The sequence below is a fragment of the Sphingomonas sp. PP-CE-1G-424 genome (genome assembly GCF_004341085.1).
GTDB lineage: Bacteria > Pseudomonadota > Alphaproteobacteria > Sphingomonadales > Sphingomonadaceae > Sphingomonas.
The window spans coordinates 33,717-58,437 of record NZ_SLXW01000011.1; the positions used below are offsets into that span (position 1 = coordinate 33,717).

17 protein-coding genes are annotated in these 24,721 nt (G+C 66.0%); 8 read left to right on the forward strand and 9 right to left on the reverse strand.

Translation table 11 applies throughout. From position 1 onward, the window contains the following. Nucleotides 1–24: 24 nt before the first annotated feature. The 7 genes from C8J43_RS19955 to C8J43_RS19985 all read right to left on the reverse strand — a co-directional run bounded on the left by C8J43_RS19955 (nt 25) and on the right by C8J43_RS19985 (nt 11,144). Entirely contained in the window at nt 25–390 is a 366-nt protein-coding gene (locus tag C8J43_RS19955) for a hypothetical protein (RefSeq protein ID WP_133032367.1), read from the reverse strand. Nucleotides 391–496: 106 nt separating this feature from the next. Beyond that, nucleotides 497–1,936, reverse strand: coding sequence for a DUF885 family protein (locus C8J43_RS19960; protein ID WP_133032368.1), 1,440 nt, complete (start codon nt 1,934–1,936; stop codon nt 497–499). Nucleotides 1,937–2,086: 150 nt separating this feature from the next. Further along, the gene (locus C8J43_RS19965) at nt 2,087–5,887 is read right to left on the reverse strand and encodes a LamG-like jellyroll fold domain-containing protein (protein ID WP_133032369.1); all 3,801 of its coding nucleotides are present in this window, start codon (nt 5,885–5,887) and stop codon (nt 2,087–2,089) included. A 130-nt stretch (nt 5,888–6,017) separates the two neighbouring features. Further along, nucleotides 6,018–7,337 carry an MFS transporter gene (locus C8J43_RS19970; RefSeq protein ID WP_133032370.1) on the reverse strand — a complete coding sequence of 440 codons (1,320 nt, stop codon included), beginning with the start codon at nt 7,335–7,337 and terminating at the stop codon, nt 6,018–6,020. Nucleotides 7,338–7,361: 24 nt separating this feature from the next. Further along, nucleotides 7,362–8,156 carry a fumarylacetoacetate hydrolase family protein gene (locus C8J43_RS19975; RefSeq protein ID WP_243645702.1) on the reverse strand — a complete coding sequence of 265 codons (795 nt, stop codon included), beginning with the start codon at nt 8,154–8,156 and terminating at the stop codon, nt 7,362–7,364. 73 nt (nt 8,157–8,229) lie between these two features. Further along, a complete protein-coding gene (locus tag C8J43_RS19980) occupies nt 8,230–9,669 on the reverse strand; it encodes a mannitol dehydrogenase family protein (protein ID WP_133032372.1) in 1,440 nt (479 codons plus the stop codon). Next, the gene (locus C8J43_RS19985; protein ID WP_133032373.1) at nt 9,666–11,144 is read right to left on the reverse strand and encodes an altronate dehydratase family protein; all 1,479 of its coding nucleotides are present in this window, start codon (nt 11,142–11,144) and stop codon (nt 9,666–9,668) included. Before C8J43_RS19985 ends, C8J43_RS19980 begins: the two co-directional genes overlap by 4 nt. 94 nt (nt 11,145–11,238) lie before the next feature. Here C8J43_RS19985 and C8J43_RS19990 point away from each other — a divergent pair, with 94 nt between their 5' ends. The 6 genes from C8J43_RS19990 (at nt 11,239) to C8J43_RS20015 (ending at nt 18,230) form a co-directional block, all read left to right on the forward strand. Then, entirely contained in the window at nt 11,239–12,276 is a 1,038-nt protein-coding gene (locus C8J43_RS19990) for a LacI family DNA-binding transcriptional regulator (protein ID WP_133032396.1), read from the forward strand. An 88-nt stretch (nt 12,277–12,364) separates the two neighbouring features. After that, nucleotides 12,365–13,807, forward strand: coding sequence for a glucuronate isomerase (gene uxaC / locus C8J43_RS19995; protein WP_133032374.1), 1,443 nt, complete (start codon nt 12,365–12,367; stop codon nt 13,805–13,807). A gap of 12 nt (nt 13,808–13,819) precedes the next feature. After that, nucleotides 13,820–14,662: a 5-dehydro-4-deoxy-D-glucuronate isomerase gene (kduI, locus tag C8J43_RS20000; protein WP_133032375.1), complete on the forward strand. Its 843-nt coding sequence runs from the start codon at nt 13,820–13,822 to the stop codon at nt 14,660–14,662. Nucleotides 14,663–14,778: 116 nt separating this feature from the next. Continuing rightward, nucleotides 14,779–15,534: a 2-dehydro-3-deoxy-D-gluconate 5-dehydrogenase KduD gene (gene kduD, locus C8J43_RS20005; protein WP_133032376.1), complete on the forward strand. Its 756-nt coding sequence runs from the start codon at nt 14,779–14,781 to the stop codon at nt 15,532–15,534. A 142-nt stretch (nt 15,535–15,676) separates the two neighbouring features. Then, nucleotides 15,677–16,684 carry a sugar kinase gene (locus C8J43_RS20010; protein ID WP_133032377.1) on the forward strand — a complete coding sequence of 336 codons (1,008 nt, stop codon included), beginning with the start codon at nt 15,677–15,679 and terminating at the stop codon, nt 16,682–16,684. Continuing rightward, nucleotides 16,671–18,230 (forward strand): carboxylesterase/lipase family protein, encoded by a 1,560-nt coding sequence (locus C8J43_RS20015; protein ID WP_133032397.1) that lies wholly within the window; start codon nt 16,671–16,673, stop codon nt 18,228–18,230. The genes C8J43_RS20010 and C8J43_RS20015 overlap by 14 nt, the downstream gene beginning before the upstream one ends. On the opposite strand, the gene C8J43_RS20020 is transcribed toward C8J43_RS20015, so the two are convergent. After that, nucleotides 18,227–18,613, reverse strand: coding sequence for a cupin domain-containing protein (locus tag C8J43_RS20020; RefSeq protein WP_197975336.1), 387 nt, complete (start codon nt 18,611–18,613; stop codon nt 18,227–18,229). The two genes, C8J43_RS20015 and C8J43_RS20020, sit on opposite strands and share 4 nt — an antisense overlap. 303 nt (nt 18,614–18,916) lie before the next feature. Here C8J43_RS20020 and C8J43_RS20025 point away from each other — a divergent pair, with 303 nt between their 5' ends. Both C8J43_RS20025 and C8J43_RS20030 read left to right on the forward strand, forming a co-directional pair. Then, a complete protein-coding gene (locus C8J43_RS20025) occupies nt 18,917–21,919 on the forward strand; it encodes a TonB-dependent receptor (RefSeq protein ID WP_243645703.1) in 3,003 nt (1,000 codons plus the stop codon). Between the two features lie 78 nt (nt 21,920–21,997). Continuing rightward, nucleotides 21,998–22,990, forward strand: a complete 993-nt coding sequence (locus tag C8J43_RS20030; RefSeq protein ID WP_133032378.1) for an alpha/beta hydrolase — start codon at nt 21,998–22,000, stop codon at nt 22,988–22,990. Nucleotides 22,991–23,006: 16 nt separating this feature from the next. Here C8J43_RS20030 and C8J43_RS20035 read toward each other — a convergent pair whose 3' ends face one another. Then, on the reverse strand, nt 23,007–24,620 hold the full coding sequence (locus C8J43_RS20035; RefSeq protein WP_133032379.1) for a family 43 glycosylhydrolase: 1,614 nt from the start codon (nt 24,618–24,620) through the stop codon (nt 23,007–23,009). Nucleotides 24,621–24,721 lie beyond the last annotated feature (101 nt).

Sequence of the window (24,721 nt, forward strand, 5' to 3'; positions counted from 1 at the left end):
CGTGGCGTGTCAGGTTCTCGTCGGTCACCTGTTCGGCCAAACCGCGCCCGAATAGATCGCGGTCCGAACCCCAGGCTTCGAACGCTGCCTTCCGGCTCGGCTCGGCGCGGCGGCATAGGCGTCGTGATTGCGCCGTTGGTCGAACAGCTTGGCGCGCATCAGGACGACGGGCGTGATCGCATCGGACGGAAGGACGCCGACCTTGCTGGGTTGGTGGATGTGTTCGCCAACCGCTTCGGCCAGCACCAGCCCCACCTGCCGCGATGCCATAAGGCTGTCAGCCGGTGGCGCGACTACGAAAATGCAGTCGACATGCATTTCGGCAAAACTGGTGGAAAGCGGAATGGCCGCTTTCGGACGCCACTCGCGGATCAGCGGACGTACGTTCATATTTAAGAGTAGAGACGGCTTGGGTCAAAACGGGGGGACTTATCTCAATAAGCAAAGAATAACCTTTTCCAACTAGATTATATTTGATCGACGACTATCGACTTTATTATCCAGGAGATAGAATTTGTTTTCGTCCGGGGAGCAATAGCCCCCTATGATATACAGTAGGCGATCTACTGCGGCTTTGGTCGACGATCGCCAGCCACGCCATTGCCTCTGCAACGCGCGTGCCCGGTTCGAGCGGGATCCGGGCCAGCTCGGTGCCGAACGGTGCAAAATAGGCGGGTTCGCCCTGCCATTCGGTAAAGCGCTCGCGGGCCTGCTCGATCGACCAGCCGTGGAGGTGGATACCAAGATCGACGAGCGCGCGGGCGACGCGGAACAGAAGCCAGTGAATGTGGCCGAGCGCATCGTGCGGGTCGGTATAGGCACCGGCTTTTTCGGCAAGTTGCTCGGCGTAGATGCCCCAGCCTTCGACGAAGGCCGACGCGTATTCGATGCGGAGCGGGTGGGGCGGGGTGGCGCTCTCCAGACCCAGCTGGATCATGTGGCCGGGGAGGAGTTCGTGCGCGACGACGCTCGGGAGCGTCCAGCATGGACGGCAGCGGATGTCCTTGAGGTCGACGACATAGGCGCCGGCGCGGGTCGGAGTCGGGACCTCTCGATAGCCGCCGCGGCCGGCGGCGATGTCTTGCGCGGATAACGCGCGGGCGCTGGCGTTCAGGCACCATGGAGGGAGCGCGCCGAACGCCGTCGGGATTTTGGCTCGCGCGGTGGCGAGCATGCGGTTCATGTCGCCAATTGCCTCTGCGCGGCCAGCGTCGGTGTCAGGATAGAGAAAGCGTTCGTCCCGCCAGAGTGTGGCATAGCGGGCTGCGACGGTCCCCTTGGATGCGCCGATCCGGTCGAACAGGTGTGTGGCGCGGGCGTGAAGGCGGTTCAGTTCGACGAAGAGCCGGCCTTCCGCATAGGCTGGCGTCATGGCGCCGAGCGGGCGTTGCAGTTGGAGAGCATACCAGTCCGCGCCGCCCCTGAACCGTCCGACTCCGGGCGCGGACGGGGCGATATCGCGGAGACTTTCGAGCGCGGCGATCTGTCGGTCGATCGCGGGGTTTGTGGGGGCGGTTCGAAGCGCGTCGACCGTGCGGTCGAGCGACAGGCGGGGAAGGACGATGCCGGCTTCGGCGTCGGCGAAGATCGCGGTGGTGTCTGCGTCGATCCTGGCTTGATCCGGACGTGCTGCCTTCCAGGCGCCGGTCGCAGGGGTGACGCGGTAGGGGCTGCGTCCGGTGCGGCCGAACGTGGACCGTGCGATGGCGGCGTCGATTGCCAGACCGGCGCGGGCGGTGATCAGGTCGAGGCGGTCGCTCGGTTGCAGGGAGCTTGCGTCGAACGGCGTCAGCAGGCGGAGCGCTTCGTCCGGGTTGGTTGCGGCGGCATTGTTCAGGGCTTGGCGAAGAAGCGGGACGGATTGGGCGCGGGCGTTTGCGGAGGCGAAGGCTGTTGAAGCCAGTCCGACGAGTATGCTTCTGCGGGTTGGCGTCATTCTATGCCCCTCCGTGCGTCTTGAGCGAACGGTGAACCCTGGGACGCGTGTGCTTCGACTTCGCTCAGCACGAACGGGGTGGAGGCGGTCTTACTCTGGCTCTGGGCGGAGAAGGCATTGCGGGATACAGGAACCGTCATCGAGGGCGCATCATCGCTGTAGCGAGACGCGGTTGTTCGCCTGCGTGATCTCGGGCTCGTCCCCAGCAAGCGCGACGTGAACGGTCAGCGTTGCGGGGTTTACGCGGGCCGGTATCGCCAGCGTCACGGTCGTGGTCCTCGGTCGCAGATCCAGCGGAGCGGCCAGCGGCGGGATGCTCTTGGTTGCCACCACTCTACCCATCGCGTCGATCAGTTCCGCACGGCCGCCTTTCGCGTCCTTTGCACCGAGGCTGTGAACCATGACCGTCACGGTGCGGCCCTTCACGACCACATCGTCGGTACCGATGCCGAGGTCCGCGCGCTCGTCTACCGGGGTGCCCGGCTCGATCAGCGCGAAGTCGAACACCGTGGTGCCGGGCGCGAACGTCACGTCGGTGCTGGCGCTGCGTTCGAGCGTCATGGTCTGCGCAGCGCCGATCGCTGCGAGCGTCTTGCCGCCGTCGGTGCTGCTAGACGCCTGCATCGACCAGCGGCCGGCGGTGACGGTCCAGGTCGACATCGTCGCGCGCTGGGCGTGGTCTGTGGTGTTGTAGGCGATCACCCGGAACCTGGTCGGCGTCGCGCCGGGCAGCAGGAGCGCGACCCGTGTCGCCGCGCCCGGCTCGGCGAAGCGCCAGCTTACGGTGTTGCCGGGCCAGCTCTGGTTGCGGCGCAGCGCGATCCCACCGAGGCGCTCGCGTTGCAGGATCTCGCTTGGCTGGTCGACGCGGTCGCTCCACCAATGGCCTTCGGTGTACATGTCCATGTGCAGCGACTTGTCGGCGATCGCGTCGGCATGGAGCGCTTCCAGGGGTGCGGTGTCGCCGGTCGCGGCCCAGGCAGTGTAGCGGGCGAACGGGTCTTCGGACTTGGCCGTGGCAAGTTTGGTGCGGGCCGCGGCGCCACCGGGGAGTGCGTCGAACGCGTTCTCGTTGAATTCGGCCAGCGCGCCCGGACCGGCCTTGGCGAGCCGCGCTTCGATCGGGCGAAGGTATTTGGCGTCGCCGGTGTAGCGCCACGCGGCCCAGGTCGCCTGCAACGAGGTCGTGATGCCGCCGCCGTCGCCGGTGCGCTCGGCATCGGTGCGCCAGTTGATCTCGTTGGGATAGCTCCAGCTGCCGTCGGGTGCCTGCTTGCCGTGCGCCATCCAGCCGTCGATCACGCCGGTGACGAGGCCGCGGGCGAGCGGATTGGCGTTGTAGAGGCCGACCAGCATCGGGCCGTGCATGACGGTGAAGGCATAGGGTTTCTGCCATTCCCACGCACCTTCGCGGTACATCTTTCGCCCGCCATACCAGTTGCTGGCGAAGTGCATGTGGCCGGCGGGGTTCTTGAGGATCACGGTCTGGAGGGCGCGCGTGTTGTCCATCAGGCGCTCGACCGCCTTGGGCTCGCCCCAGTTGAGGTACAGGCGTTCGGCGTTGCTGTTCAGGCCCTCTTCGTACGCGTGGAGTTCGTCGGCGGTAATGTAGCCGAGGCCGTTCACGATCATGCCGTTCTTGTAGACCGCGTCGGACAGCGCGCGGAGCGAGGCGTTGATCTTGTCGGGCTCGACTCCCATCAGCGCCAAGCCAGGCCATTGCTGGCTCAGATCGGTGTCGTCGGAAATGCCACCGCCGAAATCGCCGTAGGGGACTTGCCGCTCGTCGATCCACCAGGTGACGAATTGGCGGACGCGCTTGAGGTCTTCGAGCTGGCGGAAGGCCCATAGGGGAACGCCTGCGGGGGCGACCGGCTGGACGAAGGCTGGCAGGTTCTCGGGGCGGTAATTGATGTCGGCCCAATAGGCGCGGGCGCGCGCGTTGTCGGCGTCGACGCGGAGCAGGTCGGAGATGTCGGCGAACAGGCGCTGGTAGAGGCCGGCGCGTTTCGAGGCGGTGTGTTCCTCGACGAGGAAGCCCCAATTGTCTTTCACCTGCGCCATGCGGTCGGCGATGTGCTCGGGCAGGGCTGCGGCGCGAGACTTTAATACTAAGCGAATCTTGGCGCCGTTCAGCGCGGTGGCGTCGAAGTCGGGGGCGGCGCTGGCGATCGTCAGATAGAGGCTGTCATTGGGGAGGATGCGGTCGCGCAGGTCAAGCCAGAGGGTGCGCGCTTCGTTCGGGCGGACCGAGACGGAGAGGTCGATCATGTCGCGGCCGGGCCAGATCGGGTCCTTCACGCAGATGTTGAGAGCGATCAGGCCGGCGGCGTCAGTCTTGGCGTTCAGCGCGGGGATATCAATCGCGATGCCGTCGAGACCGTCGTTGAGGTTCTGCCAGCCGTAATCGAACGCGCGGGCGAGCGGGCGGTCGGGGAGCGCGTCGCCGAAGCTTGCCGGGATCAGGATGTGGACGATCGGGGCGGCGTCCTTGCGGCGGACGGGCGCGCCGGATGCGCCACCGGTGCCTGCCCCGACCGCGGCTTTGAGACCGGCGGAGGGCATCGCGACGACTGTGCTGCGTTCGTTGGGCGCGAACCGGCCGGCGATGTACGTGTTGAGCGGTGCGAGCGCGGCGAGGTTAGGGGAGGCGGCGGCGTCGATGGTGTAAGAGAGCTTGAAGCTGCCGGCGGGTTCCGCGCCTGCGCCGACGTCATAGGCCCAGAGCTCCTGGATCGGCTGCTCCTGCATCGTGTTGGTGAAGCTCAGCGTGCCGCCGGTGCGGGGGGCGAACTGGTTTACGCTGCGGACTGTGCCTCGGGCGCGGGTGGCGATCAGGGCGGGCTTGGTGCCGTCGCTCCAGTCCAGGCGACCATAGGCCGCGCCGCGGATCTCGACGCGGTTGACGCGTTCGTTCGGCGGGATCGTCAGGTCGTAGCGCTTGCCGCCTTCGACATAGGTGTTCCAGTCGGGCAGCTCAAAATAATCGTCGCGGCCGGGCAGGCGGGAGCGGTTGTAGACGCCGGGCCAGGTCGTCTCTGCGATTCCGTCGACGCCTTTCCACATCCATTCCTTCAGGTCCTTCGCGTCGGCGAATTCGACTTTCCGGACGCGGGTGACAGGGGCGTCGAGGACGGGTGGCGCGGACTTGTCCCAGCCGTAGCGGTGGAGCCACGCCGTGCGTCTGGCTGCCGGATCGGTCGCGGGGGCGGGGGCCGGTTCGCGCTTATCGGCGAGCGCTGCGACATCGGAGGCGGGGAGGATGCGGTCGTAGACACGGATCTCGTCGAGGTCCGATCCGCGCATGAAATTGTAGCGGCTCTGGACTTGGTGGGGGGACATGACGCGGCCGGCGAGGCCGAACTGGTCGAGGCCGCTGTCGAGGTCGGCCTTCTGGTCCTTCCGCACGACCAGCTTACCGTCGATATAGAGCTGCACGCCGATGGTTTCGTCCCAGGTGAAGGCGATGTGCGACCAGGCGTCGGCGGCGGGGGCTTGGGGGATCGTCCACGACACCCGGATGCGCGAGAGGTTCGCGTCGGTGACGAAGGCGTCGAAGCCGTGGCCGTTCCAGTCGATCCGTAGGAACGCCATGTCCCAGCTCGAATGGTCCGCGAACCCGGTGCGGAAGATCACGAACGGGGCTTCGCCGACGGGGGTGCGGGCGCGCCAGAAGAAAGCGAGCGTACCACGGTCCGCGCGGATGTTGCCGGGGGCTTTCCACGCTACGTAGCCGTCGTCCGCCCAGCGCACGGCGCCGCCGATCGTGCCGTCCGGGGTTACGTCGACGCCGCTGCGGAAATTGGGGACGGGGTCGCCGGTGGCGTAGTCGGCGGTGAGGCTCTTGTCGGCGGAGGCGCGGAAGAGGAGGCCGGTCGCGTCCTGCGCTTGTGCCGGAGCGATGCTCGCAACGGCTAATGCTAGGACGGACGCCGTGGTGGAACGCTTCACTGCTCTCTCCCTGGTGCCAATCAGCGTTGAGCGATTTGGCCAAATGTTCGTCGTCAGAAGCTTGTTCTCCCGCGAAGGCGGGAGCCCAGACTGGACTCCCGCTTTCGCGGGAGAACAAGGAAGGGCAGACCTAGCCCGCGTCCACTCTCGCCAGCCTCGGCGAGAGCAGGTGCACGACGGTGATCGCGATCAGGTACGTGCTCCCGGCGACCGCGAAGATCAGCGTGTAGCTCCCCGTGGTCTGCAGGACGTAGCCGGTGAACTTGGCCATCATCATGCCGCCGATCGCACCGACCGTGCCGCCAATGCCGACCACCGACCCGACTGCGCCGCGCGGAAACATGTCCGACGGGATCGTGTACAGGTTCGCCGAGAACGCTTGGTGCGCCGCCGTCGCCAGCCCGACGATCCCGACCGCGAGCCAGAGGTTGTCGACATATTGCGCGAAGAAAATCGGCATCACCAAGAACGCGCAGGCCAGCATCGTGATCTTCCGCGCGAAATTGGCGGAGTAACCGCGCTTCATCAGCTTGGACGACGACCAGCCGCCCGCGACGCTGCCGACGTCCGAGAGCAGGTAGATCGCGACCAGCGGTGGACCGAAGCTCTTGAGATCGAGATGATAGGTCTTGGCGAGGAAATCGGGCGTCCAGAACAGGAACAGCCACCAGATCGGATCGATCAGGAATTTGCCCAGCGCATACGCCCAGGTCTCGCGGTAGCCGAGCAGCTTGAGCCAGCCGATCTTCTTCGCGGGGTCTGCGGGATCGCTTTCGATATGCGCGAGTTCGGCGGGCGACAGCTTGACCACCTCGCGCGGCCGGCGATAGATCGCGATCCAGGCGACCAGCCAGATCAGGCTGATCGCGCCGGTGATGATGAACGCCATCCGCCAGCCGAATGCGATCGTGATGATCGGCACGATCAGCGGGGTGATCACCGCGCCGATGTTCGCGCCCGCATTGAACACGCCGGTCGCGAACGCGCGCTCCTTGGCAGGAAACCACTCCGAGACCGCCTTGATGCCCGCGGGGAAGTTGCCCGCCTCGCCTAGGCCGAGCACGACGCGCGCCGCGGAGAACTGGAACGCATTGCCGGCGAACCCGCACAGCGTGTGGCCGAGCGTCCAGATCACGAACGCGACCGAATAACCGATCCGCGCGCCGAGCACGTCGACGATCCGGCCGAAGCTCAGATAACCGATCGCATAGGCCGCCTGGAACCAGAAGATGACATCGGCATAGGTCGTCTCGTTCCAGCCGAGTTCGGCGGAGATGGTCGGCTTCAGGACACCGATCATCTGCCGGTCGACATAGTTGATTGCGGTGGCGGCAAACAACAGGCTGCAGATCAGCCAGCGATACCGGCCGATATTGCCGCCAATTCCAGCCTCGCCCACCCCGTTCGCGCCGGGAGCGCCCGCGACCTCCGGCATGTTCATGCTCGCCATTGGCTTCTCTCCTAAAGACAGCCTCTAGCGGGCCTTGATGGTGCAGTGGACGGCTAACCGTCCGTCGAAGCGCGCCTCGACCCGGTCGCCGATCGCCACCGGATGGACGCCGGTGACCGCGCCGGTCGAAACCCATTGTCCCGGCGACAGCGCGATCCCGCGTGCGGCTAGGTGTTCGAGCAGATAGCGCACCGCGCCGAACGGGCCGTCGAGCATGGTCGCACTCGTGGCCGCACCGATCAAGGCGCCGTTGATCCACAGCTCGACCGGCCAGTCGTTGATGTCGCCATCGCGCCAGCCCTTGGCATCGGCGCCGACGACGAGGCCGTTGTTATTGCCGAAATCGGAGACGGTGACGGTCGGTCCGAGCGCGTTGATGCCGGGGAAGGGCGAACTCGCGATCTCGATCCCGACATGCACCGCGTCGATCATCGCGCGGGCTTCGTCGATCGTATAGGTCGACTTGGCAGGGTGGGGCGCGGTGCCGATCCTGAGCAGAAATTCGGCCTCTGCCGCGGCAAACCCTTGCGCGAACACTGGCATAGCGACCGGATCGGCGCTGGCCATGACGATTTGATCGGCGAAGATGGGGCCGGTCAGGCGGTCGATACCGTCGAGCGGCGGGTTGATCCGGCCGACCTTCCAGCCCGCCACGACGCCGTCCGCGAGCAGCAGCGCCGCGTCCTGCACGGCATAGCCCTCGTCGAGCGTGACCGGCACGTCGCCGGGAAATTCGGGAACGACGCCACCGTCGCGGCGCGCGTCCACGAAGGTCTGGGCGATCCGTGTCGTGTTGGTCGTGTTCGGCTGTGCCGCCAAGAACCCCTCCTGTGATGTCGTTCTATTTTTTCGAAGCGTATGGGAAACCGGTGTCATTGACAAGCCGACTTGCTCAGCCCGCGAACAATGAGCACCAGTTTTCGTCGTGAGCATCGGTCGCGGCACGGCCGAGCGCTGCCATTAGTGCAGCGTCCTCAAGCACTTCGCGAGAAATGCCGAGGCCTTCGTCTGTCAAGCGCGCGACGATATCCGCCGGGCTGCCCGCGGATGCGAGTATGGCCAGCCTGTTGCCGGCAGGGTCGACGATCGGCTGTCCACCGCGCGATCGGCGGATCAGGAACGCGGTCCAGGCGCCGAACGCCGCGACGACGTGCGTCGGCATGCGTCCCGCGCGGCGATTGGCGATCAGCGTATCGCCGAGGCGATAGGGGAGCTTCTGCGAACCGTCCTGCGCGATCTGGTCGAGCCGGTGGACGATCACCGGGTTGCGGAAGCGTCGCAGTACGGCTGCGCGATAGTCCTGGATGTCGAGGCCGTGGACGGGGGGCAGCATCGGGATGATGTCGCGGACGATCATCGCGTCTACGAACGCGGCCAGTTCCGGGTCGCGCATCGCGTCGGCGACGCTGGTCGATCCGCGCAACAGGCCGGCATAGGCAAGCGTGGAATGCGCGCCGTTGAGGATCCGCAGCTTGGCCTTTTCGTAGCCGCCGACGTCGGTGGTGATGGTCGCGCCGACGCTGGCGAGGTCGGGGCCGAGCGGCCGCCCGATGTCCTCGATGACCCATTGCGTGAACGATTCCCGCTGGACCGCAGCGCGATCCTCGATCCCGAGTGCTGCGGCGACATCGGCGTAGAGCGCGGCGTCGCTTGCCGGGGTGATCGAATCGACCATCGTCGAGGGCACCCGGACCTCGCCCGCGATCCAGTCCGCCAGTGATGCATCGGTCCGTCCCGCAAAGGCGACCAGTGCGGCATGCAACTTGGCGCCGTTGCTCGCGAGATTGTCGCACGGCATCGGTACGAAGGGCGCAATGCCGGCGGCCCGGCGCGCGGCGAGGCCGGCGACGATCCAGCCGACGACGCTGCGCGGAACCGTCGTTCCGGCGAGGTCGTGGACGATATCGGGATGGCTCAGGTCGAGCGTGCCATCGCCTGCGAGGCAATAGCCCTTCTCGGTCACGGTCGTCGTCACCAGCGCAACTGACGGGTCGGCAAGCAGCGCGTGGGTCTCTGCCGCGTCCTCAGGCCCCAGGAAGCGGCGGTGCGCGCCGATCACGCGCAGCGATGGATCGGCGTCGCGGATCGCAAGCGTATAAAGCCCGTCCTGCTCTGCCAGCGCGTCGATCGTGCCGCGCGTCCGCATCGATACCGCGGCGATCCCCCAGCGAGCATCGTGCGAAAGGACGTCGTCGACATAGGCCGCCTGGTGCGCGCGGTGAAATGCGCCGGGGCCGAAATGGACGATGCCGACGCCGCCGGCTGGGCGCCCTTTCGGGCTTTGTACGGAGCCGGGCAGGGTGGAGAGGCTGGCGAAAGACAGTCGGTTCACAGCGTTACGCCTCGTTTCCAGATCGCGATCTCGCGTTCGCCGTTGCGTTCGGCAGCGGTCTCGGCACCAGACGCGATCTGCATAATCCGCGTAAACAACGCCTCTTCCGTGGCCGGAAAACCGTCTTCAAGTACCGCGCCCGCATCGAAGTCGATCCAGCCGGGCTTGCGCGTGGCGAGATCGGTGTTCGACGCGATCTTGATCGTCGGCACAGGGAAGCCGAGTGGCGTGCCGCGTCCGGTGGTGAACAGGATTGCGGTCGCGCCCGCCGCCGCCAGCGCGGTCGACGAGACCGCGTCGTTGCCCGGCGCCTCCAGCAACGTGAGGCCGTCAATCCGAACCCGCGCGCCATAATCGATCACGTCGGCTACCGCGGCACGACCCGCCTTCTGGACGGCGCCGAGCGACTTTTCCTCGAGCGTGGTGATGCCGCCGACGACGTTGCCGGGCGAGGGGTTCTCCGACACCGTCTCGCCGTGATCGAGGAAGTAGCGTTTGAAATCGTTCACGACTGCGACGATGCGGTCGAACACGGGCTCGCTCGCTGCGCGGTTCATCAGCATCTGCTCGGCGCCGAAGATTTCGGGGATTTCGGTCGCGAGGACGCGGCCGCCCGCCGCGGTGACGCGGTCGCTCATCCGGCCGACCAATGGGTTGGCGGTGAGGCCCGACAGGCCATCCGACCCCCCGCATTTGACGCCGAGGACGAGCTTGTCGACACCGACCGTCTGGCGCGATGCCTTTGCCAGCGCGGCGAGTTCGGCGACCAGCGCGCAGCCTTCCGCGATCTCGTCGCCGCTGACCTGCGTCGTCAAGGTGCGGATCATGCCGTGGCGCGACTCCGGGATCGTAGCGAGCAACGCCTTGATCTGGTTCTCCTCGCAGCCCAGCCCGACGATCAGTACGCCGCCGGCATTGGGATGGCAGGCGAGGCTCGCCATGATCGTGCGCGTGCCCTCCAGGTCCTGGCCGAGCTGAGAGCAACCATGTGGGTGCGTGAAGGCGTGGACGCCGTCGACGCTATCGACGACCAGCGCCGCGGCCTTGGTGGCGATCCGTTCGGCGGTGCGCGCGACGCAGCCGACGGTCGACAGGATCCAGATCTCGTTGCGCGTGCCGACGCTGCCATCGGCGCGGACATAGCCTTCGAACGTCGCGGCCGATGCGCCGGGGGCAGACGCGGTATCGACCGGGTCGAACCGATAGGCGAGCGTGCCTTCGAGGCCGGTCTTGAGATTGTGCGAATGGACGTGCGTGCCGGGGGCGATCGGCTGCGTCGCGGTGCCGATCGGGAAGCCGTATTTAACCACAGGTTCGCCCGCCGCGATGGGTGCCAGCGCGACCTTGTGACCGCGCCCGATATCGGCGTTCAGGACCAAAGCGTCTTCGCCGATCGTCACGACTTCGCCCGCCAGCGCATCGTGCAGCAGCGTCGCCACGCAGTCGCGCGGATCGACCCTCAGAGCCTTGGCCATCGCATCCTCTTATATCGGTAACCGGTGTCAGCATTATGCGGCGGCGATGGCTTTTCCGCAAGACGACTTGGTCTGGTCCGGCTATGTCGTTGTTATGCAGAAGACCGGTCAGCCGACGATCAACGACGTTGCCCGGATCGCCGGGGTCTCCAAGAAGACGGTGAGCCGGGTGATCAATCGGTCGCCGTTGCTCAACGACGACACCCGAAAGCGGGTCGAGGACGTGATCGGCGAGCTCGGCTATATCCCCAACCCGCAGGCGCGGGCGCTGGCGCTTCGCCGCAATTTCCTGATTGGGCTGGTCCACGACAACCCCAATGCGCAGACCGTGCTGAACGTGCAGCAGGGCATGTTGGAGGCGTTGCAGGGGACCGAGTTCGAGATGGTAGTGCGCCCGCTCGATCGCGGCTCCGCGACGATGCTCGACGATCTTCGGCACTTTCTGGAGCGGCAGCGACTATTCGGCGTGCTGCTGATGCCGCCGGTCAGCGAGAATGATTCGGTCGCCAAGCTCTGCGATTCGATCGGGTGTCGGTACGTCCGCATGGGTTCGGCGGTGATCGACGATACCGAGCATATGGTCGCATCGAACGACCGCGAGGCGGTGCGGACCGCGACCGAGTATTTGATCGAGCAGGGGCATCGCCGGATCGGACTGGTCGCAGGACCGCACGGGTTCCGCTCGGCGCGCGAGCGGCGTCTGGGGTTCGAGGACGCCTTGGCCGCAGCGGGGATTGCCTTGCCGCGGAGCATGATCGCGGATGGCAATTACACGTTCGAGTCTGGGCTGGTCGCGGCGGAGCGGTTGCTCGACGTGATGCCGCGACCAACCGCGATCTTCTCGTCCAACGACGAGATGGCGGCGGGGATCATTCATGCCGCGCGGCAACGCGGGCTCGACATCCCGCGCGACCTGTCGATCATCGGGTTCGATGACACGCCGATCGCCGCGCATGTCTGGCCGCCGCTGACCACGGTGCGATGGCCGATCGCATCGATGGCGCGCTCGGCCGCGTTGAAGTTGATCGCAGGCGTCGATGACGGCAGCGATCTGGTCGAGGAGCCGTCGTTGTTCCTCTCGACGCTGATCCGGCGCGCGTCGGTTTCGCCGCCGGTCGACATCGAGACGTAGTATCGGGCCGAATTCGTGGTTGCGCGACCCTGTGACACCGGTTACCAGATTGTCAGAGGATCGCGCGAAGCGGCAAGGAGGATGGACGATGGCAAGGGCTCTGGAACTGCATCCGGACCGCCTTTTCCCGGCGGAACCGGCGACGCGCGCGATTGCGCGGGCGTTGTACGCCGAGGTGGCGACGCTGCCGATCGTCAGCCCGCACGGGCATACCGATCCGACCTGGTTCGCAGAGAACGCCAACTGGACTGACGCGACTTCGCTGCTTCTCGCGCCAGACCATTATCTCTATCGGATGCTCTATAGTCAGGGCGTGGACCTGGACGCGCTGGCGATCCCGCGGCTGAGCGGCATGCCCGCGACCGATCCGCGGACGGCGTGGAAGCTGTTCGCCGAGCATTACACGCTGTTCCGCGGCACGCCGTCGCGGCTGTGGCTCGATCATGTATTTAGCGACGTGTTCGGGATCGACGTCGCGCTGGAGGCATCGACCGCGGACCGGTATTTCGACCTCATCGGCGAGATGCTTGCCTCCGACGCGTTCCGTCCGCGCGCATTGTTCGACCGGTTCGGGATCGAGTTTCTCGCGACCACCGAGGGCGCGCATGACGATCTCGCCGCGCATCGCCGGATCCGCCAGTCGGGCTGGAACGGGCGCGTCGTGACGACCTATCGCCCGGACGGCGTGATCGACGTCGAGCACGAGGCGTTCAAGCCGGCGATGATGCGCTTCGCCGAACTGACCGGTGAGGACGTGTACGACTGGAAGGGCTATCTTGCGGCGCACCGCAAGCGTCGTGCGGACTTTCGTGCGGCAGGCGCGACCGCGACCGATCACGGACATCCGACCGCTGCGACTGCGAACCTGTCGCGCGTCGAGGCCGAGGCACTGTTCGCCAAGGTGACGCGCGGCGACTGGACGCCGGCCGACGCCGAACTGTTTCGGGCGCAGATGCTGACCGAGATGGCGGCGATGTCGGTCGACGACGGGATGGTGATGCAGATTCACCCCGGCTCGTCGCGCAACCACAATGCCGGGCTGTTCGCGAGCCATGGCCGCGACAAGGGCGCCGATATCCCGACGGGGACCGATTACGTGCATGCGCTGAAACCGCTGCTTGACCGGTTCGGGACGAGCACCCGGCTGTCGATCATCCTCTTCACGCTCGACGAAAGCACGTACGCGCGCGAACTGGCACCGCTCGCTGGCCACTACCCCTGCCTGAAGCTCGGGCCGTCCTGGTGGTTTCACGACAGTCCCGAGGGCATGCGCCGGTTCCGCGAGATGACGACCGAGACCGCCGGGTTCTACAACACCGTCGGCTTCAACGACGACACGCGGGCGTTCCTCTCCATTCCCGCGCGGCACGATGTCGCGCGGCGGATCGACTGTGGATTCCTCGCGCGGCTGGTGGCGGAACACCGGCTTGCCGACTGGGAAGCGGCCGACCTTGCCCACGAACTTACCAGCGGCCTCGTCCGCCGCGCTTACCGTATCGACGAACCCCATTTTGCTGCGCAAGCGGCCTGACCGGAGCCTATCATGTACGACCGCACCTACTATGCCACGCACCCCGACATGATGGAATGCGTTTCCAACGACGAACTGCGCGACCGTTACCTGATCCAGGACCTGTTCCGCGACGGCGAATGCGTGCTCAACTACACGCATGCTGAGCGCTTTGTGATCGGCGGCGTCGCGGTCTCCAGCGGTAGCGTCAAGCTGCCCAATCAGGCCGAGCCGGCGTCGGCAGCGGGGCACCCGTTCCTCGAACGCCGCGAGCTTGCAGTCGTCAACGTCGGCAAGGTCGGCGGCACCGTCACCGTCGACGGCGAGACGTTCACGCTCGGCAACAAGGATTGCCTGTACGTGACGATGGGCGCGAAGGACGTGCAGTTCTCGGGCGACGGTGCGCGCTTCTATCTGGCGTCGTGCCCTGCGCACAAGGCGTTCACGACGCGGGTTATCTCGGTCGGTGATGCGACCACGCTGGAGCGCGGTTCGCTCGAGGAGTCGAACGAACGGACGATCTACCAGATGGTCATCCCGGGCATCTGCGACAGCGCGCAACTGGTGATGGGCCTCACCGTTCTGAAGCCCGGCTCGGTGTGGAACACGATGCCGCCGCACATCCACGAGCGTCGCAGCGAGATCTATTTCTACTTCGAGCTCGACGACCTCGAGAAGGATCGCGTGTTCCATTACATGGGCGAGGGCGAGGCGACCCGCCACATCGTCATGGCGAACGAGGAAGCGGTGATCAGCCCGCCGTGGTCGATCCACATGGGCTCGGGCACCAAGGCGTACGCGTTCATCTGGGCGATGGCCGGCGAGAACCAGGATTATACCGACATGAACGTGCTGGATATCTGCCAGCTGGCGTAAATCTTCTCCCCTCCCGTTCACGGGAGGGGTCGGGGGAGGGCGTGGTCACGAGCGTTGGTCCGCATTTCCCCTCCCCTAACCCCTCCCGCAAGCGGGAGGGGAATGAGAGAGAAAGCATGACAAATCCCTTCGACCTCACCGGCAAGGTCGCCATCGTGACCGGCGCTAACACAGGGATCGGCCAAGCGATCGCGGTTGCGCTTGCTGCGGCCGGGGCTGACGTCGCGTGCGTCGGCCGGACACCTGCCGAGGATACCGTCGCGCAGATCCGCGCGCTTGGGCGGAAAGCGGAGATCGTCTCCGCGGACCTGTCGACGATCGAACCGGTTCAGCGCGTCGTCGACGAGACCGTGGCGAAGCTCGGCGGGCTCGATATCTTGATTAACAACGCCGGCATCATTCGTCGCGCCGATGCGGTCGACTTCACCGAGGCGGACTGGGATGCGGTGATCGATACCAATTTGAAGTCGGTGTTCTTCCTGTGCCAGGCGGCCGGGAGACACATGATCACAAATGGTGGCGGCAAGATCGTCAACATCGCCTCGATGCTGACGTTCCAGGGCGGCATCCGCGTGCCGAGCTATACCGCGTCCAAGTCGGGGATCGGCGGGCTGACCAAGCTGCTGGCGAACGAGTGGGCGAGCAAGGGCATCAACGTCAACGCGATCGCACCGGGCTATATCGCGACCAACAACACCGCGGCGTTGCAGGCGGACGAAGTGCGCAACAAGTCGATCATGGACCGCATCCCGGCTGGCGCATGGGGCGATCCGAGCGATCTTGGCGGCGCGGCGGTGTTCCTGTCGTCGGCAGCGGCGAAGTATGTCCAGGGCCATATCCTGGCGGTCGATGGCGGCTGGCTGGCGCGGTAAATCCTCCCCGGCACGGGAGGTGAGAGCTACAGGCTGACGGTGGGGGGCTTCCACGGGCGTAGCGGTCGTGGAGGCCCCCCTCCACCCCCGCCTTCGGCGGCGGTCCCCCTCCCCGCGCCGGGGAGGAACTAGAGAGGGCGATATGAGCAAATTCCTGGCGTTCGGTGAGATCATGCTGCGGCTTTCGCCACCGGGTCGCGAACTGCTGTTGCAGACGCCCAAGCTCGACGTATGGGTCGCCGGCGCGGAGGCGAACGTCGTTACGCAGCTTGCGCGTCTGGGCCACGACGTCGGCATGGCGACGATGGTGCCCGACAACGATCTCGGCCGCGCAGCGATTACGACGCTGCGCGGGCACGGCGTCGACACATCGACCATCGTGTTCGGCGGCGAGCGGATGGGGCTGTATTTCGTCACCTCGGGCGCCGGCCTGCGCGCGACCGAAGTAGTCTACGATCGCGCCTGGTCCTCGTTTGCCGAGGCGCCAGTGAGCGCGTGGAACTGGGATACGCTGCTGGCGGGCGTCGACCGCCTCCATCTGTCCGGCATCACCCCGGCGCTCGGGCCGGTCCCGGCGGAAGCCGCGCTTGCCGCTGCCAAGGCGGCCACCGGTCGCGGGATTCCCGTCTCGTTCGACGGCAATTGGCGCGGCAAATTGTGGGAGCGCTGGGATTCGAACCCGCGTGCGATCCTGACGGACCTCGTCGCGCATGCCGACCTGATGTTCGGCAACCACCGCGACATCGCCCTCCTGCTGGGCCGCGATTTTTCCGGCGATGCGGAAGACCGGCGGCGCGAGGCAGCGGAAGCGGCGTTCGCGGCGTTCCCCCGGTTGCAGACGATCGCCTCGACCGCGCGGCACGTTGAGCATGTCGATCTCCACCGGTTGTCCGCACGGATCGACACGCGCGCGAAGCATGTCCAGACCGAGGAGGTCGTGCTTGCCGGGATCGTCGACCGGATCGGCGGCGGCGATGCGTTTGCGGCGGGCGTGTTGCACGGGTTGCGCTCGGGCGAGGATATCGCAGACGTTGCGCGGATCGGTTTAGCGCTCGCCGCGCTCAAGCATTCGCTGCCGGGTGATGCGAGCCTGTTCCGCCAAGCCGATATCGATGCGTATCTGTCGGGCGGGCTCGATGTCCGCCGCTGACGGCTGGACGCGCCGCGGCACCCTGAGCGGGGCCGCTGCGCTGATCCTGGCGTCCGGCGCTGGCGCGGCGACGTCGCTCACGGTTCGTGCTCCAGCTGGCAATTTCGTCGGATCCTTGGACCGGAAAATTCTCGCGTTCAAGGGGATACGCTACGGTCGCTCCGAACGGTTTCGGGCGCCGGTAGCCGTGGCGATGCCCGGACAGACCCGACCGGCACGCGATTTCGGGCCGGTCTGTCCGCAGTCGGGCCCTTACGCTCCGCAATCCGAAGACTGCCTGTTCCTGAACGTCTGGACCGCAGACGCCGACCACCGCGCGAAGAAGCCGGTGATGGTCTATATCCACGGTGGCGCGTATTCGAACGGCAGCGTCACCGATCCGCAGAACGATGGGCAGGCGCTGGCGGCGCGCGGCGATGTCGTGGTCGTGACGGTGAACCACCGGCTCAACGCGCTCGGCTATCTGTATCTGGCGCGGCTCGACCCACGCTTTCCTGACAGTGGCAATGCAGGGCAGCTCGACCTGATCCTCGCGCTGAAATGGGTGCGCGACAATATCGCGGCGTTCGGCGGCGATCCGGCCCGCATAATGGTGTTCGGTCAGTCCGGCGGCGGCGCGAAGATCGCGACGATGATGGGGATGCCCGCCGCTACGGGGCTGTTCCACCGGGCGGCGACTATGAGCGGGCAGCAGGTGACCGCATCGGGGCCCCTCAACGCGACGGCGCGTGCCAGGGCATATCTGACGAAGCTGGGGGTGGCCGAAAGCGACCTGTCGCCGTTGCTGACGATGCCGGTCGAAAAGCTGGTCGAGGCGCTGTCGGCGACCGATCCGATCATGGGTGGCGGGGTGTATTTCGGGCCGGTGCTCGACATGAAGTGGCTCACGCGGCACCCGTTTTGGCCGGACGCAAACCCGCTCGGCAACCGTATCCCGATGTTGCTCGGCAACACGCATGACGAGACGCGGGCGTTCATCGGGCTTGATTCGCCGAAGGTGAGGGGGCTCGACTGGAGCAACGTCGCCGCGCGGATGGCGCCCGAGCTGAAGATCGACATCCTGCCGGAATGGGTCGTGGCGCAGTACCGCGCGCGCTATCCGGACTGGTCGCCGACCGACGTCTTCTACGGCGTGACCACGGCAGGGCGGAGCTGGCGCGGGCAGGTGATCGAGGCCGAGGCGCGCGCCGATACGGGAACGCCGACCTGGGTCTATCAGGTCGATTTCGCGTCGCGGACGGACCCGCGGCGTGGTGCGTTCCATACCATGGATATTCCGCTGGTGTTCGGCACGCTGGGGGCGACCGGCTCGCAGACCGGCACCGCGGCGGATGCGCAGGCGGCGTCCAAGGCGATGCAGGACAGTTTCGTCGCGTTCGCGATTACCGGCGATCCCGGTCATGCCGGCGCACCGCACTGGCCGCGGTACGATCGGGCGACGCGAGCGACGATGATCTTCGACGCCCGGTCCAGGGTCGAGAACGATCCGCGTAGATGGGAACGCGAACTGTTCGCGCGCGTCCCGTATATCCAGCCCGGAACCTAGCGCGGGATCGGATAGGCGATGATCAGCACGAGCGGGTCGCTGCCGGTCTGGCGGATGCCGACCGTCTCGCCGTCGAACAGATAGGCCGCGATACCCGTCCGTACCGGTAGCGTCACACCGTCGGACGAGACTGCGCCGGTGCCCGAAATCACGTAATACACCTCGTCATGCGCGATGCGGTGCAGGCCGATCGCGCTGCCGGGGTGCAGGATACGCTTGCGGAACTCCATCGTCCGACCGGGTACGGCGTCGCTGATCCGATAGGCGGTGCTGGAGCCGATCGCGCCGTGTGGGGGCGGTTCGTTACGGATCGTGTCAACCTCGTCGACGATGACCATCGGTCGCGAGGCGCGCTGCTGTGCCGGTGCCGTCGTGGACAGCATGACGGCGAGCGCGGGGGCGATAATTCGCAACAATTTCATCGATGCATCTCCTGCTTGATACGATGTGTGACGCGGCATGTTGACACGCCAAAGATCCTTCGACATTGTTGTGACACCGGTTACCTAGGCAGACAAGGGACGGGTGGGAGGACCAGCAAGAGCTGGCTTTTCGGGAGAGGATCGGGCGCCACCGTGGTCAGTAACGGTTCGAACTCTCCAAGATAGTCAGGTCGGAAGCGCAACGGCGAGCCGCCGATAGCGCAACCGGTGTCATCGGTGATCGCCGAACGGGGAGTGGATGCAATGGAAGTTCAAGCAACGGTTGCGGTTCGACGGATGGGCTGGCTGGGCGGCGTGTCTGCGGGCAGTCTGGTTCTGGCGCTCGCGATGCCTTCGATCGCAGCGGCGCAGGCTGCACAGATCCCCAACAGCGTATCGCCGGGAACGCCGGCGCAGGTCGATCCGTCGCCCGCACAGACGGCCGTCGTGCCGCAGGGCCAGACCGTGGATCAGGCCGCGACCACCGCACCGCAGACCGCCCCGGAGACGGTGCAGGCGGAAGGCGAGACCGCCGAGATCATCGTCACCGGCTTCCGCAAGTCGCTCGACGCTGCGCTCAACGTCAAGCGCCAGTCGGTCGCCGCGGTCGACGCGATCGTCGCCGAGGACATCGCCAAGTTTCCCGATCAGAACCTTGCCGAATCACTCCAGCGTATCCCGGGTATTTCGATCCAGCGCGATGCCGGCGAAGGTCGCGCGATCACGGTGCGCGGTCTCGGCGCGCAGTTCACGCGCGTGCGCGTCAACGGTATGGAGACGGTCGCCACCTCGACCGACGGCGCCAGTTCGAACCGCGATCGCGCGTTCGATTTCAACGTCTTCGCATCCGAGCTGTTCAACTCGATCGTCGTCCACAAGACCGCGGAGGCTTCGCTCGACGAAGGCTCGCTGGGGGCGGTCGTCGATCTCAACACGGGCAACCCGCTTGGCGGCAAGATCGGCTTCACCGCAGTCGGGTCGGCGCAGGCCAGCTACAATGACCTGAGCAAGAATACCGGGCCGCGCCTTGCCGGATTGCTGTCGTGGAAGTCCGCGGACGGCAGCTTCGGCGTCGCCGCATCTGCCGCCTATTCGAAGACGAACAATTTCGAACTCGGCAACAACACGGTCCGCTGGGCGCAAGGGCCGTTCGACTCGGTCGATGGCACGCGCTGCTACACCACGCAGAACCGCGGCGGCGTCTATGTACCGAGCACGGCCTGCACCGCGGCTGCGCTCGCCTTCCACCCGCGCATCCCGCGCTACGGCTCGGTCCGGCACGAGCGCGAGCGGCTGGGTATCACCGGCAGCGTGCAATGGTCGCCGAGCGAGGCAACCAAGATCTCGATCGACGGGCTGTATTCGCGCTTCAAGGAAACCCGCGAGGAGAAATGGGGCGAAGTCCTGCTGCGCTCCAACGAGCGGTCGATCGATATCAGCAAATACACGATCGATGCGAACAACAACCTGGTTAAGGCAACGCTCAACGACGCCTGGGTGCGGACCGAGCATTATCTGCGCAAGTCGCAGACCGAATTCTACCAGATCGGCGGCAGCTGGGATCAGGACGTCACCGACAAGCTGCGCTTCACGCTGATGGGCGGCATCTCGAAGTCGGATGCAACGATCCCGGTCGAGACGACCTTCGTGTTCGATGATCGCGACGCGCAGGGCTATAGCTACGACTATACCGACATGAAGCGCCCGACGCTGACCTTCGGCACCAGCGTCACCGATCCGGCGAACTTCCAGCTTGCGGAAATCCGCGATCGGCCGTCGGAAACGGTCAACAAGTTCCGCACCGCGCAGTTGCGGACCGAATGGGACGTCGCCGAGGGGTTCCAGATCAAGGCAGGCGGGCTGTACCGCAAGTTCACATTCGACACGCAGGGCTTCTCGCGCGATGCCGTCGTCTGCCCCAACGCCGGCGGCAAGGACGTCGTGCTGGGGACGCTGACCTGCTCGCCGAACACGCTGTTCGGACCGACCGCGGTGTACGGGTTCCCAGCCGGAAACCTTGGCGAGATCTTCAATCTCGGAAAGGCCGGCCAGCCTGCGGGGACGACGACTAGCTTCCTGATCCCCAACATCGATGCGTCGGCGGCGTATACCGGGCTCTACAACCGGCCCGCGACCGTGCTGGTCGGTGACACCCGCAGCGTCTCCGAGCAGGTGACCGGCGGCTACACGGAGTTCGACGTTAAGGGTGATATCCTCGGGCTGCGGTATGCCGCCAATGCCGGCATCCGTTACGTCCACACCAAGCAGCGCTCGACCGGGCTGTCCTCGGCGACCGTCGCTGGTGTAACCGTCAATACCCCCGCGACGGTCGAGCGCACCTATGACGATTGGTTGCCCGCGATCAACGTCGCGCTTTTCCCGGCCGAAGACGTCATCATCCGCGGTGCGATCGCCAAGGTGCTGACCCGGCCGAGCCTCGGCAGCCTGACGCCGGGCGGTTCGGTCGATGGCTTCAACTACCGCGTGACGTTCGGCAATCCGCAGCTCGATCCGTTCCGCGCGACCGCGTTCGATATCTCGGCGGAATGGTATTTCGCACCGCAGTCGATCTTCTCGGTCGCGCTGTTCAAGAAGAATGTTGAGAGCTTCCCGGTCTCGGCGACGCGCAGCGGGACGTTCGCGTCGACCGGCCTGCCGCTTTCGGTGATCCCGGCAAGCTCGCCTGCCGCGGGGGCTCCGGAGGGCCAGTTGTGGCAGATCACCTCGCCGATCAACGGCACGGGCGCGTCGTTGAAGGGGGCGGAAATCTCGCTCCAGACGACCTTCCGCTTCCTGCCCGGTTTCCTGCGCAACTTCGGCGCCTTGGCCAACGCGACCTTCGTCGACTCCAGCGCCGGTTATTCGCAAGGTGGTCCGGCGACGACGATCGTCACGCCTGCGGGCACGCTCGGCGCGCTGCCGAACACGACCCGCTCGGCGACGCTCTACGGCCTGTCGAAGCGCGCGTATAACGGCACGCTGTATTACGAGGACGCGAAGTTCAGCGCGCGCGGATCGATCAGCTATCGCAGCCCGTACATCGACGGGGCATCGGCCACCGGCAATTTGTTCGAGGGCTATGCCGCGACGACCAACGTCGATGCGTCGATGCGCTACAAGCTGACGCCGGCACTCGAGGTCTCGCTCGAAGGGACCAACCTGACCGACAATTATCGTAGCCGCTACGTCGATCTCGATGCCAATCGGAACTACGAGAACAATCATTTCGGCCGCACCTTCCTCGTCGGCGCGCGCTTCAAAATGTAGGCGCGCCGAGCACAGTCTCTCCTCTCCTCGGGCGCATTCCTCATGGAGTGCGCCCTTTTTTTTGATGGGCCGAAGCATATGATCGATCGTCGGAGTGCAATCCTGGGGACGCTGGCCGCCGGTCTGTCGGCCGGCGTCGATGCGCAGACTCCGGCGCCCGTGCAGGTCGGTAGCCGGGGGCCACGACTGCCCGACCCGACCGAAACGATCGACCTGTGGCCAGCCGGAGCCCCGGGGGCGCCACCGAGATTGCCGGTCGAGATCGTCGAGGACCGGGCAACCGGTACGCAGGCTACCGATCGCGCCGTCCACGGCGTCGCTCGCCCGCGTTTGGTCGTGTTTCGACCCGCTAAGCCGAACGGATCGGCGGTGCTGGTGATGCCGGGCGGCAGCTATGTCCGGATCGTCGTCGACCGCGAGGGGTATGAGATCGCACGCCGGCTGGCGGATCACGGCTGGACGGTGTTCGTGCTGTTCTATCGGTTGCCCGGCGATGGCTGGGCGGCCGGGCCGGACGTTGCGCTGTCCGATGCGCAACGGGCGGTGCGGCTGATCCGCGCACGGGCGGGGCTGTACGGGATCAAGCCAGATCGCATCGCCGCGATGGGATTTTCGGCGGGCGGGCACGTCTGCGGCGACCTGGCGACGAGGTTCGCGCAGCCAACTTACACGCCGATCGATACCGTGGATCAAAGCAGCGCACGGCCCGACGTCGCGGCGCTTATGTACGCGGTGCAATCGATGGCGTTGCCGCTTGCCCATCCCGGGTCACGTACGCTGCTGCTCGGAGCCTCGCCAACACCGGCCTTGGAGCGCGCGCATTCGACCGCCTTCAACGTGACGTCGGCGACGCCACCCTGCTTCCTCGTCCACGCCGAAGATGATCGGAGCGTCGCCGTCGACAATACGCTGGCGTTCCGGGCGGCTGCGATCAAGGCTGGCGTTGCGGTGGAAACGCATCTGTTCGCGACCGGGGGGCATGGTTTCGGCCTGAGCAGGGCGGTCGGCAAGCCGGCAGCGTCATGGCCGACGCTGTTCAAGGAATGGGCACGCGCGCAAGGCCTTGGGTGAGCGACGCGCGCCGGGGTCAGAGCGCCTCGTACCGGAAGTCGCGGAAGCGGGCCTCGCCGCTACCGGCCGAATACAGGCCGGGACGCAGCATCAGGAACCCTCCGCGGACATTATGGTGATAGCCCGACACCTCCATGCCGCGATCGAAGCGGTGCCAGGTCTTGCCTCGATCGCCGCTGGTATGGATCGCAACGATGTGACGCGTATTTGTAATCCGGATCCGCATGCGGCGTCCGTGCGGATTGGCGGGACGCCCGCGCTCATTGCCATATTGGTGCGTGACGAACCGGTGTTCGTCGAAGCCGAGCCCGCAATACAGCTTGTCGTCGTAGAACAGCACGAGTCCTGCGGTACCGCCGGGCGCAATCTCGACGTCGCATTCGAACCGGTAGGCTTGGTCGCCGGCGATCAGCATCAGCGGCGACGAATCCACCGGCGCGGTGCCAGTGGCCTTGAGTATCAACGCACCGCCTTCGGCCCGCGCCCGGTTGCGTTCGTCAGGCCCTGGTCGAAAGAAATTCCATTTGCTGCCGATTTGTAGCGTGCGAAAGTCGTCGGAGAGCGGTTGGCCGTGGGGTAGCGCGGCGCCGCCTTTTGGCTTCGCAAGCGGCTTCGACAGATCGCCACCGGTCATCGCGAACCAGCCATCGGCGGTCCAGCGGATCGGATCGAGCAGCGCCTGCCGTCCGAGCGTCCAATAGCCGTTCTCGAAGCCGTGATAGATCGACCACCAGCTGCCGTCGGGGGCCTCGACGAGGCTGGCATGACCGCGCGACCACCATTTCTCGTCGGTGCTGACGGTCCGCACCACCGGGTTGGCGGGATCGTTCGTCCAGGGGCCGTGGATCGAGCGCGAGCGGGCGACGATCACCATGTGCCCGGTCGGTGGCCCGGCGGTGCCGCCGACCGCGGTGATCATGTAGAACCAGCCGCCGTGGCGGACGATCTTCGGTCCTTCGGGACTGAAGCCCTCGACGTCCCAGGTGTCGGGATAGCGCCACGGATCGTAGACATGCTCGACCTTGCCGACCGTCGACAGGCCGTCGGCGGTGAGCCGGATCCGGTCGCCTCCAGACAGGAACAGCCAGCGCGATCCGTCCTCGCCGACCCCGTGGCAGGGATCGATATGGTCGGGCAGCCCAAGGTCTATCGGATCGGACCACGGGCCGTCGATATGATCGGCCCAGATCACGTGGATCGCGTTCGGCTTTGCCTTGACCGGGATATACAGGAAGTACCGGCCGTCGTGTTTCTCGAGGCTGACCGCCCAGACCGAGCCGATGTTCTTCGTCAGCGCCGCCTTGCGCGGTTGCCAGTTCACCAGGTCGCGGCTGTGCCAGATCGTCAGCCCCGGATAAGAATCGAAGCTGGAGAAAGTCATATAATAATCCGCGCCGTCCTTGAGGATGGCGGGATCGGGATGGTCTCCGGCGATCAGCGGATTGAGGAAGCGACCGTCGCCAAGATCGGCCACCCGCTGGCCGTCGAAGCCACGTCGCCAGTCGTCCTCGAACCGCTGTACGCACGTATCGGGTTTGGGGGGCTCCGCAACCGCGGGGGTGGGCGGCACGAGTGCGGCCGCACCGCCCGCCAATGCCAGTCCGAAGGTCTCGCGGCGGTTATAGGTCATGCGCATGTCCTGTTCTGATTTGGCGTCGTGACCGAAATGTCGAGCGCTGTCCTACCAGCATGATGCTCCCGGGGTCGATGATTGCCGAGGTGCAGCGGCGA

Bases quoted from the DNA above. Each gene is read 5' to 3' on its own strand.
- C8J43_RS19955 (WP_133032367.1), bottom strand. From the start codon at position 390: ATGAACGTACGTCCGCTGATCCGCGAGTGGCGTCCGAAAGCGGCCATT.
- C8J43_RS19960 (WP_133032368.1), bottom strand. From the start codon at position 1,936: ATGACGCCAACCCGCAGAAGCATACTCGTCGGACTGGCTTCAACAGCC.
- C8J43_RS19970 (WP_133032370.1), bottom strand. From the start codon at position 7,337: ATGGCGAGCATGAACATGCCGGAGGTCGCGGGCGCTCCCGGCGCGAAC.
- C8J43_RS19985 (WP_133032373.1), bottom strand. From the start codon at position 11,144: ATGGCCAAGGCTCTGAGGGTCGATCCGCGCGACTGCGTGGCGACGCTG.
- C8J43_RS19990 (WP_133032396.1), top strand. From the start codon at position 11,239: ATGCAGAAGACCGGTCAGCCGACGATCAACGACGTTGCCCGGATCGCC.
- uxaC (WP_133032374.1), top strand. From the start codon at position 12,365: ATGGCAAGGGCTCTGGAACTGCATCCGGACCGCCTTTTCCCGGCGGAA.
- kduI (WP_133032375.1), top strand. From the start codon at position 13,820: ATGTACGACCGCACCTACTATGCCACGCACCCCGACATGATGGAATGC.
- kduD (WP_133032376.1), top strand. From the start codon at position 14,779: ATGACAAATCCCTTCGACCTCACCGGCAAGGTCGCCATCGTGACCGGC.
- C8J43_RS20010 (WP_133032377.1), top strand. From the start codon at position 15,677: ATGAGCAAATTCCTGGCGTTCGGTGAGATCATGCTGCGGCTTTCGCCA.
- C8J43_RS20015 (WP_133032397.1), top strand. From the start codon at position 16,671: ATGTCCGCCGCTGACGGCTGGACGCGCCGCGGCACCCTGAGCGGGGCC.
- C8J43_RS20020 (WP_197975336.1), bottom strand. From the start codon at position 18,613: ATGCTGTCCACGACGGCACCGGCACAGCAGCGCGCCTCGCGACCGATG.
- C8J43_RS20025 (WP_243645703.1), top strand. From the start codon at position 18,917: ATGGAAGTTCAAGCAACGGTTGCGGTTCGACGGATGGGCTGGCTGGGC.
- C8J43_RS20030 (WP_133032378.1), top strand. From the start codon at position 21,998: ATGATCGATCGTCGGAGTGCAATCCTGGGGACGCTGGCCGCCGGTCTG.
- C8J43_RS20035 (WP_133032379.1), bottom strand. From the start codon at position 24,620: ATGACCTATAACCGCCGCGAGACCTTCGGACTGGCATTGGCGGGCGGT.